We start from the raw sequence: 13522 nt of genomic DNA on the forward strand, positions 1-13522 counted from the left end.
GATTTTACGGTAGCGTATTGCGCTTTTCACGCGTATAAATTCTATTGTTTTAACGCTTGATTCGGATATAACATCCATGGTAGTTTTGGATAAGAAAAATAGTCAGACTAAATACCGGCCATTTTTAACAAACCTTACTCCAAACCTAAAACCAAAACCATGACAAAACTCTCATTAAACAAAGTCGAATCTTTTATTAAAGATCTCGATGAAAAGCCTGGACTAAAACAGGAATTTGACGAAAATCCTAAAGATACGCTAATTAAAAACACTGCTTTAAATCCTAAAAATGATGTTTGGATATATAGGCTGGTAGTAATAGCCCTGAGTCTGGTGTTATTGATTATAACTACAGGAATTTTGGTCAATATCGATGCGGTACAAAGATCAAATAATGTAATTACCATTATCACTTCTTTAGGCTCGGCAGCTATCGGCGCATTAGCTGGTTTATTGGCTCCATCACCCGGAACAGAAGAATAGTCTTAAACATTAAAGTCCTATAAAAGAATTTCAAGCCAATCATTTAATTAAATCCAAGCATGACAAAAGGAATTTCACTACACATTGGTCTCAATTACGTAGACCCAATACATTATTCAGGCTGGGACGGCAAACTTAATGCTGCTGAATATGATGCGAACGATATGTATCTAATAGCAAAATCTCAAGGAATACAAGCCTCTAAATTAATTAGAGCTGCAGCAACAAGAAATGCTGTCATTTCGACAATTAGGAATGCTGCAACGATATTAACTAATAATGATTTATTTGTGATCACCTATTCTGGGCACGGTGGACAAGTACCAGATGTAAATGGAGATGAAGATGATAGCTTAGATGAAACATGGTGCTTATTTGACGGTCAGTTAATTGATGATGAGTTGCATGAACTATGGGCTTTATTTCAAAAAGGAGTACGTATTTTAGTTATATCTGATAGCTGCCATAGCGGTACAATTACAAAAATGGCAATGAACTTTACCCAGTTGGTTAAAGGCTTTACGAGAAAATTTATGCCAGATGAAATTGCAGCAACAACATATTTCAATCATCAAGAATTTTATGATAATATCCTCAAAAAGATCATAGGTATAGATCCAGAAAACATCAAGGCAAGTGTGAAATTAATTTCGGGATGTCAAGATAACCAATATTCTTATGATGGTCCTTTTAATGGTCAGTTTACCGGAGCGTTAAAAAAAGTTTGGAACGGTGGAAAATTCAGTGGTAACTATTTGTCTTTTCATAAACAGATTATGAATTTGTTACCAGTCGACCAAACACCGAATTATTACAATATTGGTCAGCAAAACCTCCCTTTTGATAATCAGAAACCATTTCTAATTTAAAAGATTATGAAAAAGATAATTTTATTTATTTCACTCTTTTTGATAACAGCATCATCAATAAGGGCGCAAAAGGCTCTGGATTTTCATGGCCAAAAAATAACAGACTCAAGAATCTATATTATTTTAAATGGTACAGAAGTAGAATGTTTCACACACAGTACAACACAAGATGGTAAATTCAAAATTAAAAACAACGAGAAATTCTCTTTAATGAATGGAAATAACTGCAATATTTATATGGATTGGCTAAATCCGCTGAAATACCAAATTGTTTGGAAAGATAGCACCTCAATTGATGATAGAGATAAGGTGGTTAAAGATTTTGTCTATTTATTAGCAAGTCAATTTGGAACCACATTAACTAGTCTGGCTAAATCTAAAAACATAGAAGAATTGAAAAGGTCGGCACAAACTCCTAAGAGCAAAGGAACACCCTTGTTGGGGCTTGACAAAGGATTTAACAGCTTAGATTTGACTTCATTATTTATTCAACTAAATTTGAGTATTAAAGATTTAACTGAAGATGAAAGAAAAAAGATAAATGAGTTAATACCCTTTTTGGTTATGTTAGATGAAGCTAATAATAAGAATATACCTAACGAGTTAGATAACCTATTTATCGAACTTTTTAATGAAACTGATCCTATTGAAGCTAAAAGCAAGGTTGAAAAATATAAAACCATAAACAAAAACTATGAATTATATTTCAAAAACGATATTGAGACAAATCTCGAATTAATTGGAAATAAACTTGCTGAACTAAAAATATCAAACCAGCTGCTTAATTCATTGGTTAACTTATCTGTAAACAAATTTATCAATGAAGTAAGGTCAAACCTAACAAAGAACAAGGCTTTGGTAAATAAGTTAAATCCAGTAATTACACTCGTTAATAATTCTTTACAAGACAAATCAATCAATCTACTAACTGCAAATTATTATAAGATAAAAGACATCTCGTTCAATGATGGCGAAAAGCTAGAAACATCAGTCAGAATTTCACAATTTAAGTATGACGATGAAAACAAAGATTTTATTAAAGAAAAAGATATTGTTTCAAAAAAAATGCTTTTTGAAAAATATGATTTCTTTGCCATCACTGTTAGTACAGGGCTATTTTATACGAGCAGTACATTGAAAGGCTATGGAGTATCAAATAATGGAAATGGTCAATTTAATATTGTTGAGGACAATATAACAAAAAATGGTGTTGCTCCGGCGTTATTCCTAAATTTCAATTTTGGGGTAAATTCCAGATATTTCTCTCCCTTGATCCAACTGGGCATTGATCCAACTAAAAAAAGGCCTCTTATGTTAGCAGGTGGGGGATTTTCCATACCTAGTGCGAGAATTGCATTTTCAGCAGGTCCCATTTGGACCTGGAACCAGAGTTTGAACAAGCTTTCTGTAGGAAAAACTATAGATTCAACGACGGATCTTGAAAAAGACATCAAATATAAATTTGAGATTGAACCAAAAGGTTGGTATTTAGGAATACAATATAATTTCTGATAATATATTTAAAGTTTAAAGTATCAAACCACCCCAAACAACGCTCCACCCTCCTTACCCATTTCATCAATCTTAGCCTCTACCACTCCATCCTTGATCAATTCGGGTGCGTGGTGGGGCTTTTTTCGTGCATCAATAATCATCGAACCCTTACAGCCCCAATGTTTATTGATCGTAAAATCGTTAATACCATAAATATCTGCTGCCGGATTACTTCTTGTAAAAGTTACCCAAACAAAGTTATCAATCGTTGCAGCGGTAAATTCAGCGTCATCGGCCAATATAATTAACGGCAAGCCTGATAAATCCTGATCTATCAGGGCCATGTTCAGCAACGCTATTTCTGCAGCTGTTTTCTCTGGATTCAGGTATTTATTAGCCGCTAAAACCAAAACGCCTGGCATGGCAATTTTGGGTTGATAAAAAGCATCACTTAGTTTCAATCCTTCAGGAACATGGCTCCACAATTCTCTTTTTTGATTTCCTGCGGCAGCAATCACCACTTTAGAACCACTGTTTAATCCATCTCCACTGTAATCCAGCGTATCAATGGTGGTATTGGTATAAAAATGGATGTCTCTGGTCAAATCTATCCGCTCTAATATATGTTTGATGAAATCTTCAATATGATGTGTACTCAGTTGCTGATTATCTTCTTTAGCCGATATAAAAAGGTACTTGGCTAAACTCAACTGGTTTTTACCCAGAATGTGGTTGGCAATGGTTAAAATCTCCTGTGGTCTTCTTTCTTTTAAATATGGCGTATAACGTTCGCTACCAATGGCAAAAAGCAATGGATGCACACCAGCAGCATCAACCGCATGAACTTCTTTTAAACCATGTATTTCCTGCGGAATGGCTGAACCGGTAATCTCATGAATCAAAGCGCCAAAACTGGTATCCTCCTGCGGTGGGCGACCAACCACGGTAAACGACCATATTGCATCTTTTTTATGATACACATTGTGCACTTTCATTAAAGGAAAAGGATGCGTTAAACTGTAATAACCAAGGTGATCACCAAAAGGTCCTTCTGGTTTGTTTTCGTTGGGATAAACCGTACCGGTAATGATAAAATCGGCATCAGCAGAGATACAGAAACCTTCATCATCATAAAAATAACGGAAGCGCCTGTCGCCAAGAGCACCAGCAAAAGTCATTTCTGACAAACCTTCAGGCAATGGCATTACTGCGGCCAAAGGATGGGAAGGCGGACCTCCGACAAAAACACTCACTTTTAAAGGCTGTCCAAGGGCGTTCGCTTTCGATTGGTGCACCCCTATCCCCCGGTGGATCTGGTAGTGTAAACCAATTTCTTTATCCTGAATATAATCGTTTCCGCCTAACTGAATGCGGTACATCCCTAAGTTGGCATTTAATACACCCGGTTTATCTACGTCTTCGGTATAAACCTGTGGCATGGTAACAAAAGGGCCTCCATCCATCGGCCAGTTTACTATCTGCGGTAACTGACTGATGCTTGTTTTCAAAAACTTATTTTTCGCGGACGGTGTTTTTAAAGGCAGAGCCGATAAAGCAGACATTGCCGAGCCTGCGTATTTGAATGGATTTTTTAACGCCTTTATAGGATCGTTCCTCAAAGAAACCAATTGCTGCACTTTCGGTAGGGTATCTCTAAAAATGAATTTTGATCTTTCTAAAGTTCCGAACAGATTAGAAACCGCAGGAAAAGGACTTCCTTTAACTTTTTCGAATAACAGTGCTGGTCCTTGATTTTCGTAAACCCTCAAATGGATGGCAGCCATTTCTAAATGAGGATCTACTTCTTCTTTGATTCTAATTAAATGACCGTGTTTTTCCAGGTCTGATACACATTCTGCTAAACTTTTGTATGCCATGTCCAAAGATAAATAATTAGACTTTCTATGAAACAAAAAAGCCCCATATAAGCAGATTTTACAATAAAGCTACTTATATGAGGCCTTTACCTACCAATACTCAGTTATTTTTTTCCGGCAAAAGAACGTAACATCCAGGTATTTTTTTCTTTAAACTGCATAAAACGGTTCACCATATCGTTAGAACCATCGTCTCCGGCAGTATCAGTAGCTTCTAAGAGTTCTCTTTCTAATTCGATTAATGCAGCCATATCATCTAAAATAGCATCAACCATATCAAGGTCTTTCATACCAATGGTATCAATCTCTTTGATTTTAGATTCTTTAATATAATCAGCAAAACGGCTATGCGGTGCTTTACCTAAGGTTAATACACGCTCAGCAATTTCATCGATGGTTAGCTGTGCATTGGTATATAACTCTTCAAACTTAACATGAAGTGTAAAAAAATTCTGACCTTTAATGTTCCAATGGCAACCTCTTAATTTTTGATAATGAATGTGGTAATTAGCCAAATAATCATTTAACAGATCTACAACTGGTTTAACTTCTTTCTCGTTTAAGCTTATTTCTTTAGCATCCATTTTGTTATTATTTATAGTGTTTTTGTTGTCAACGTAACAAACCAAATTTATAAAAGTTTTACTCATTTTGTCTCTTGAACAATACGTTATTTATTAAATCGTTTAATATTTAACAAAAACAAAACAAGGATATTATAAATATTTGTATATGAATTACATATCAATTCAAAAAAAATAAAATCATCTTAGTTTTACTTAAAAACCAAAAGCTCAACTTAAGATGGTTAACAATATTATTCGTATAATTGCTCCCTTTCACTTAGAAATTTAGATAAAAATAATGCATAAAATATATTTATCTGCTGTAGTGTTATTTGCACTTAATATTGCAAATGCCAAAGCTAACACAGCAAGAGACTCTATCGGTGTAGAAAATAATAAAGGCAAAAAACTGATCGTTCACCAAACCGTAGCAAAAGACACTTACTATTCTATCGGAAGAAGATACAATGTATCGCCAAAAGATATTATGGCTTTTAACGAAAACAAATATCTACAGGTTGGTGTGATCATCAAAGTCCCTACAAATATTCCTTTTACAGCAACAGGATCATCTAACAATACGCAGACTCAAATTGCTGCAACTGGCAATGTGATTGAGCATACCATTAAGCCAAAGGAAAATTTAAATATGCTGGCCGAAAAATATGGTACAACCATAAATGAAATTAAGGCTTTAAATAACTTAAAAGGCAATAATTTAAGCATCGGTCAGGTTTTAAAAATACCAGCAAAAAACGGAGCGCAGAACGCAGCAACTGAACCGGTTACGCCGCCTGTGAAAAATAATACAGAATCACCTGTAAGCAATACTCAGGCTTCGGATCAAACCATGATCGAGCATACCGTTGCGCGTAAAGAGTTTTTAGGGAAAATTGCCGAAAAATACGGTACTACGGTTGAAGAAGTAAAAAAAGCAAATAATCTTTCGGGCAATAACCTCAGTATCGGTCAGAAACTTAAAATCCCGGCGACAAAAAACATCGACGAAACTAAAGTAGTTTCAGCTGCTGTAGAAGAAAAGCCGACACAAGAGAATAAATCCAACGATACAGCAGGTACACACACCGTTTTAAGGAACGAAACCATTTTCACCATTGCCAGGCAATATGGCGTTACAGCCTATCAGATCAGAACAATGAACAATCTTCCTGATAATGCCATTGCTATCGGGCAGGTTTTAAAAGTTCCTGGTGGCATCATTGCAGATGTTCAGGTACCCAAAGAAAAGCAGGCTGAAACCAAAACAAAAGAAGTACCGGTAGAAGCTAAAGAAGAAAGTTTTATCCATACGGTAGCCACTGGCGAAAACATTTTCTCTATAGCTAAAAAGTATAACTTAACGGCTTATCAGATCAGAACAGCAAATAAACTGGATGATAATAACATCAAGGTAGGCCAGAAACTGATTATTCCTAAACCACCGCAACCTAAATCGGTAAATGATTTATCAAAAGAAGAACAGGAAAATGAACCAGACAGTACTATGGTTAAAGATCCTAAACTTCGCCGCGATCCGAGCGTATATGGTTTAAGTCAGATCGAAGAAAAAGGAGCCGCAGTTTGGATTGAAGATCAAGATATGGACGGAACAAAAATGTTGGTTTTGCACCGTACAGCACCTGTTGGCAGGGTAATTAAAATTACCAACCCAATGACCAACCGCACTACCTTTGCCAAAGTTGTTGGTAAATTTACAGAGAACGAATCCACAAAAGATGTTATCATTGTAATGACTAAAGCTGTAGCCGATTCACTGGGCGCTTTAGACAAACGTTTTTTCTGCAATTTAACTTATAGTGCTCAATGAGTTCAAACAAAAAGCCTTTTATAATTGGTATTGCCGGTGGTAGCGGATCGGGCAAAACATTTTTCTTAAACTGTTTTCTTCATCATTTTAAACAGGATGAAGTAACACTGGTATCACAGGATGATTATTACATCCCTGCCGGAGATATGACACAGGAAGAAAACAAATTATACAATTTCGATCTTCCCTCAACCATTGACAGCGAACAGTTTTTGAGAGATATTAAGCAATTAATGAGCGGTGAAGTGGTTTATAAAAAAGAATATAACTTTAATAACCCTTTGGCTGTAGTTAAAATACTGGAAATAAAATCAGCACCCATTATTATTGTAGAGGGGCTTTTTATCCTCCATTTTAAAGAAATCGCGGCTTTACTGGATCATTCCATTTTCGTAGATGCGGATGAACAGGTTGCTTTAGACCGCCGTATCAAACGCGATGGTTTAGAACGAGGTTATCCGGAAGATGACGTATTGTACAAATGGCACAACCATGTAGTACCCGCTTATAAAGAATACCTGCTACCCTACCGCGAACAATGCAATAAGGTAGTAATGAATAATACCAATGAGCCCGACGAAATTATCGCCATCACAGAAGATATTTCGAATGATTTGAGGAATAGTATTTTGGTGGATATACAGTAAACACCAGAGAAGTCAAGTTTTAAAAACTTGACTTCTCTTTTTTGCGAGGAATCTTCATGCCTTGATAGGGTTTAAAATCCCCATTAAGATTAGCTTCGCTGAGCACTTCGTGGTTCCCGCCTGCGCGAGAATGACGATCATTCTAATTGCCGTGGTTTGTGTCGCCACAAACCACTAATTAATCCAGTCTCATTTCAGGAATTTCACCTTCTACAACCAACCTACCTGCCGTAGATTGCTGTATAAATTCGATACTCACGCCAGGTGCACGCTCCAAAAGTTTAAAACCACCTTCAGGCAAAATATCCAAAACCGCCAGCTCAGTTACAATTTTTTTAATACATTTCACACCTGTTAACGGCAAGGTACATTTTGGTAACAATTTACTTTCACCAGCTTTGTTGATATGCTGCATGGCTACAATGATGTTTTTGGCCGAAGCGACCAAATCCATTGCTCCTCCCATTCCTTTAACCATTTTACCCGGAATTTTCCAGTTAGCAATATCTCCGTTTTCTGAAACTTCCATTGCACCAAGAATAGTTAAATCTACTTTTTGTGCGCGGATCATCCCAAAACTCATGGCCGAATCAAAAATAGATGATCCTGGCAATGTGGTAATGGTTTGTTTCCCTGCATTAATTAAATCAGCATCTTCTTCCCCTTCAAAAGGAAATGGCCCCATGCCCAGCAAACCATTTTCAGATTGTAATACTACATTAATTCCCTTTGGAATATAGTTGGCCACCAGTGTAGGTATGCCAATGCCAAGGTTAACATAGTATCCATCTTTTATCTCTTTAGCGATACGCTGTGCGATCTCTTCTTTTGAAAACATAAATTTTAAATGTTTGATTTTTGATTGATAGAATGAATGATGTGTTAATCTGCTATTGTACCTCAGACTTCCTCACCGTGCGCTGCTCAATTCTTTTCTCGTAGTCTTTGCCCTGAAAAATGCGGTGCACATAAATACCAGGAGTATGAATATAATCCGGATCTAATTCGCCGGCTTCCACCAATTCTTCTACTTCTGCTATAGTGATCTTACCTGCCATAGCCATTACCGGATTAAAATTACGGCTTGTAGACCTGAAGATTAAATTCCCTGCAGTATCGCCTTTCCAGGCTTTTACAATAGCGAAATCAGCATCAAATGCGTATTCCATTAAATAATCCTTACCATCAAAATTACGTACCTCTTTACCTTCTGCAACTTCAGTTCCTACACCTGCGGGCGTAAAAATTGCAGGCATGCCATATCCCGCTGCAAGACAACGGGTAGCCAAAGTACCCTGAGGAATAAGGTCTACTTCCAGTTCGCCGCTTAACAACTGCCTTTCAAACTCAGCATTTTCACCTACGTAAGAAGAAATCATTTTTTTAACCTGACGCTGTTTTAGCATCAAACCAATACCAAAATCATCAACACCTGCATTGTTTGAAATGCAGGTTAAATTTTTTACCTGTTTGTTCACCAAGGCATTTATACAATTTTCTGGAATACCACAAAGCCCGAAACCACCAAGCATTAGGGTCGCACCATCTGATATATCTTTGATCGCCTCTTCAGCTCCAGATACCACTTTATTTATCATTTTATGAATTTTTGGTTAGTCCGCTAAATTACAAATTGCCTTCAAAAATGCAGCATATAAAATTTTTTAAATCTATTAGGAATACAAATTGATTGGAATTAATCTAAATAACTATTACCTTTGTGTTGCAATGATTTACGAGAGAGAAGAAAGCCTGTTTATATTACCTACTGACCCTGAATTCCAGAAGGGGATGGGATTTATCTTAAGCTGCACGGCTGAGCATAAAAAATGTTGTGAGAAATTTAAAAAGGGCAAACGCTGCAAAAAGTGCCCTGGTAATAAAAATAAATAATCTTATTTCGCAATTTCAATAATTTTATCATCATTCCCATTACTGGTACAGAAATAGATCTTTCCTTCCGGTGATTGGCAAACAGCTCGTATTCTTCCATACGTATTCACATAAAAATCTTTAGTCGCTATAATTTTCGTTTGTGCATCATCTAATTTTAACTGCATCAGTTTGGTTCCTTTTAACACCGCTAACAACAACGAATTTTTAAATTGCGGAATATAATCAGAATTGTAATACGCTAAACCGCTTGGTGCGATCGTTGGTGTCCAATTGATTAAAGGCTCTGCAACATTGTTCAAACTGCAGAACGATTGTTCGCCACTTTCATTACAAAAACCCTTGATGTTTGGCCATCCATAATTCCTTCCTTTTTCGATAATATTTATTTCATCATCAGAATCCGGTCCATGTTCAGAAGAAAATATTTTGCTGCCCACCTGAACCAATCCCTGCGCATTACGGTGTCCTAAACTCCAAACTGGATTATTTGGGTAAGGATTATCTGCGGGAATAGAACCATCTAAATTGATCCTTAAAATTTTGCCTGCCAGTGAATTTACATTTTGAGGATTGGCTGTATCGGATCCATCACCGGTACTGATAAACAATTTACCACCGCTGATCAATAAGCGTGAGCCATTGTGTATGGAGGCAGCAGGAATCTGATCGAGTAAAACTAATGGACTGGTTAAATTCCCTCCGCCATAAGTATAACGGACCACTTTAGCCTTATAAGTGCTACCATATCCATAAACCACATAAACATAAGGGTTAGCCGTAAAATCAGGATGTAAGGCCATTCCCAACAAACCACCCTCTCCATTGGTACGTACTTCTGAAATAGTTAATAAGGGTGTAATTTGACCTGTAGAAGGATTCAAACGGCTGATTTTCCCAGCTTTTTCAGTAAACCAGATGAAATTATCTGATCCGTAAACCATTTCCCATGGAAGACTTAATCCTGAAACAACAACTTTTGATTTTAATTCTACATCAGGCAGGGTACCTGGATTTTCATTACCATTGTCAGTCTTTTTGCAAGTTATGGTAAATAATACCACAAAAAGGCAAAGTAAGATTTTTTTCATAACCGTAACATTTTAAAAATAACATAGTTACGGTTATAAAAGTTTTAGTTTTTCTGTATTGCTGTCAGATGTTACCATCTGACAGATTTCAAAAAAAATACTTAATGCCGGATGGTAACATCCTGCACCACAACTAAAGATTTCTCCACTGCGGTCGAAAGGACGATTACACGAGTATTTCCCCCTTACCATCATCCTTGCGCAGACGGGATCTTAGACTCAAGTATTATAAAGCGTTAAGATCCCCAATCAAGTTGGGAATGACGCCTACGTGAGACTTTCATATAGTAAAATACTACAGCAATATCTCCATACGTTGCACTCAGTCGTCGAGATGAAGCTTCTTGGATAGCTCTTCTCAAATCTCACATCTCAACTCTAGTATCTCCCAACACTAATTCAAATACACATAGGTAATGCCGTCTCCGCCCCTATCAGCATGTTCATCCTCCATTCTGTTTACCTGACTATACTTCCGTAAATACTCCCTGATCATTTTCCTCAAAATTCCATCACCTTTACCATGGATCAGTTTAATAGAGGGAAAACCTAGCATAATGGCTTTATCCAGGTATTTTTCAACTTCGAACAGGGCATCTTCTGTGCGCTTCCCACGAAGATCGAGTTCAGCCCTAAAGCCAGAGACTGCCTCATTCATGCGTCCTGCAAAAGAATTGGAGCTGCTCTGAACCACTTTTTTAGCTTCCCGGTTACTCACCTTTTGTACTCGGTTCTTTTTAACGGTAGAACGTAAATCGCCAATAGCCAAAACCAGTTCATTGCGGTTAATTTCTAAAACCTGACCGATGGTTTCACTATCCGTAAATTTCACCAAATCACCAATTTCAATTTCACCGCCCACCACTACCTGTACCGGCTTAGGGCGCTCTTTCGGAATTGTATTTTTAACCAGTTCGCGTTGCAGGTTTTGGCGAAGTTCTTTAGTTACTTCCTTATCAGCCTGTTTTTCCTTGATCTCGGCAATGGTATTTTCTACCAGTTTATTGGCATTTTTAATGATGTTCTGCGCCTCTTGTTTCGCTTCCTTAATCAGATTTTTTTTATTTTCCTCTAAAAACGATTTTAGCTTTTCATTTTCCGCAACCAGGTTCTTGGCTTTATTCTGCTGATTGGCCAAACTTACTTTCGCATCATAAATATTTTTCTTCTCTCTTTCCAGATCCACAAGCATTGTATCAACCCGGTTCTGGTTAGATCCTGTTTTCTCTTTCGCCAGCTGGATCACTTCTTTTGGTAAGCCAATATTCTGTGCAATTTCGAAAGCGTAAGAACTTCCGGGTTTGCCCATTTCTAAAATGTAAAGCGGTTTCATCTTTGCATTATCAAAAAGCATCGATGCATTTTCCAATCCAGGTGTATTTCCTGCAAACAGCTTTAAATTAGAATAGTGGGTGGTAATTACACCTCTCACCTTTTTATTGTTTAACACCTCAAGTACAGCTTCAGCCATTGGTCCGCCAAACTGCGGATCAGTACCTGTACCAAACTCATCAATCAATACCATTGTTTTTGGCGAAGCGTGCTCTACAAAATAACGCATCTTTTTAAGGTGCGCACTGTAAGTACTCAAATCACTTTCTATCGATTGGTCATCGCCAATATCTGCAAAAATATTCTCAAAAATACCAACTTCACTATTGGCGTCAACAGGAATTAACAGACCTGTCTGTAACATAATCTGCAAAAGGCCAACCGTTTTCATACAAACCGATTTACCACCAGCATTCGGCCCTGAGACCAAAACTACACGCGTTTCAGCATCGATATGGATATTTAATGGTGTAACCGTTTTTCTTTCGGCTGCAAAAGAAATTGATAATAAAGGATGCCTCGCATTAATCAGTTTGGTTTTCGGTTCCTTTAATAATCCAGGCATTTCCGCTTCAATATCTAAAGCAAATAATGCTTTTGCACGCACAAAATCAAGCTTGGTCAAGAAACCATGGTAAGAAAGCAATAATGGCGAATACGGACGAAGATCGTCTGTTAATGCAATTAAAATCTTGATGATTTCGCGGCGCTTGTCAAATTCTAAATCGCGTAACTTATTATTTAAAGTAAAAACCTCTTCCGGCTCAATATAAACCGTTTGCCCTGTGGCCGATTCGTCGTGCACAAAACCTTTAAGCTTGCGTTTATTCTCGGCCAAAACCGGGATACACATCCTGCCATCGCGGATGGTTAAACTGCCATCGGCAACCCAATTATTGGCTATAGCTTGCTTGTAGATTGAATCCATGCGCTTACGCACATCTTGCTCCGCCTTCGAAATAGCTGAGGTAATCTCCTGTAATTCTTTCGATGCGTTGGGTTTAATCTTTCCTTTGGCATCGATTACGGTTTCTATTTTACGCAGGATGTTTTTTTCAATCGGCAGGTGCTCAAATAAAGCTTCCAATGTTGGGTATACTTCTGCGCGCTCTTCGAAGAAACGGAGAACAGAAAAGACAGTTTGCAATGAAGTATATACCTGAAACCATTCATCTTCTAAAAGATAAGTTCCTTCAACCCGGATTTTTTCAACCAGCGATTTAATATCAAAAAAGGTATTGATCTGTAAGGGTTCCTGATTTTGCAGGATGCTCTTAAACTCGTTTGTTTGACGTAAAAATTTATCAATCTGATCAAAACGATTCATCACTTGCATCTTTTCCACCATCGTTTGGCCCATAGGGCTTAAACAATGCTTGCTGATCAGTTGCCTGATTTCCACAAAACCTAAACGTTCTAAACAATTTTCGGGATATAACATA

General features: G+C 37.3%; 11 protein-coding genes. 5 read left to right on the plus strand and 6 right to left on the minus strand.

Translation table 11 applies throughout. The annotated features are described in order from the left end of the window. The first annotated feature begins 159 nt into the window (after positions 1–159). Genes ACUN24_RS21405 through ACUN24_RS21415 form a run of 3 tightly spaced genes read left to right on the plus strand, consistent with a single transcriptional unit; the run spans position 160 to position 2864 of the window. Positions 160–483 carry a hypothetical protein gene (locus ACUN24_RS21405; protein ID WP_445564365.1) on the plus strand — a complete coding sequence of 108 codons (324 nt, stop codon included), beginning with the start codon at positions 160–162 and terminating at the stop codon, positions 481–483. 59 nt (positions 484–542) lie between these two features. Beyond that, positions 543–1352 (plus strand): caspase family protein, encoded by an 810-nt coding sequence (locus tag ACUN24_RS21410; protein WP_445564366.1) that lies wholly within the window; start codon positions 543–545, stop codon positions 1350–1352. Between the two features lie 6 nt (positions 1353–1358). Further along, positions 1359–2864: a hypothetical protein gene (locus ACUN24_RS21415; protein WP_445564367.1), complete on the plus strand. Its 1506-nt coding sequence runs from the start codon at positions 1359–1361 to the stop codon at positions 2862–2864. 23 nt (positions 2865–2887) lie between these two features. Here ACUN24_RS21415 and ACUN24_RS21420 read toward each other — a convergent pair whose 3' ends face one another. After that, complete coding sequence (locus ACUN24_RS21420; protein WP_445564368.1) at positions 2888–4723, minus strand: UbiD family decarboxylase; 1836 nt, start codon at positions 4721–4723, stop codon at positions 2888–2890. Positions 4724–4827: 104 nt separating this feature from the next. Beyond that, entirely contained in the window at positions 4828–5307 is a 480-nt protein-coding gene (locus ACUN24_RS21425; protein ID WP_121283466.1) for a Dps family protein, read from the minus strand. Between the two features lie 280 nt (positions 5308–5587). Between ACUN24_RS21425 and ACUN24_RS21430 the strand changes: the two genes are divergently transcribed. Both ACUN24_RS21430 and ACUN24_RS21435 read left to right on the plus strand, forming a co-directional pair. Next, positions 5588–7117, plus strand: coding sequence for a LysM peptidoglycan-binding domain-containing protein (locus tag ACUN24_RS21430; protein ID WP_445564369.1), 1530 nt, complete (start codon positions 5588–5590; stop codon positions 7115–7117). After that, the gene (locus ACUN24_RS21435; RefSeq protein WP_445564370.1) at positions 7114–7764 is read left to right on the plus strand and encodes a uridine kinase family protein; all 651 of its coding nucleotides are present in this window, start codon (positions 7114–7116) and stop codon (positions 7762–7764) included. The genes ACUN24_RS21430 and ACUN24_RS21435 overlap by 4 nt, the downstream gene beginning before the upstream one ends. A gap of 178 nt (positions 7765–7942) precedes the next feature. On the opposite strand, the gene ACUN24_RS21440 is transcribed toward ACUN24_RS21435, so the two are convergent. The 4 genes from ACUN24_RS21440 to ACUN24_RS21455 all read right to left on the minus strand — a co-directional run bounded on the left by ACUN24_RS21440 (position 7943) and on the right by ACUN24_RS21455 (position 13521). Beyond that, positions 7943–8602 (minus strand): CoA transferase subunit B, encoded by a 660-nt coding sequence (locus tag ACUN24_RS21440; RefSeq protein ID WP_057934284.1) that lies wholly within the window; start codon positions 8600–8602, stop codon positions 7943–7945. A 52-nt stretch (positions 8603–8654) separates the two neighbouring features. Then, complete coding sequence (locus tag ACUN24_RS21445; RefSeq protein ID WP_445564371.1) at positions 8655–9362, minus strand: CoA transferase subunit A; 708 nt, start codon at positions 9360–9362, stop codon at positions 8655–8657. Between the two features lie 297 nt (positions 9363–9659). After that, positions 9660–10748 (minus strand): PQQ-dependent sugar dehydrogenase, encoded by a 1089-nt coding sequence (locus tag ACUN24_RS21450; protein WP_445564372.1) that lies wholly within the window; start codon positions 10746–10748, stop codon positions 9660–9662. A gap of 394 nt (positions 10749–11142) precedes the next feature. Continuing rightward, positions 11143–13521 carry an endonuclease MutS2 gene (locus ACUN24_RS21455; RefSeq protein ID WP_445564373.1) on the minus strand — a complete coding sequence of 793 codons (2379 nt, stop codon included), beginning with the start codon at positions 13519–13521 and terminating at the stop codon, positions 11143–11145. Position 13522: the final 1 nt, after the last annotated feature.

It is taken from the genome of Pedobacter sp. WC2501, from assembly GCF_052682415.1.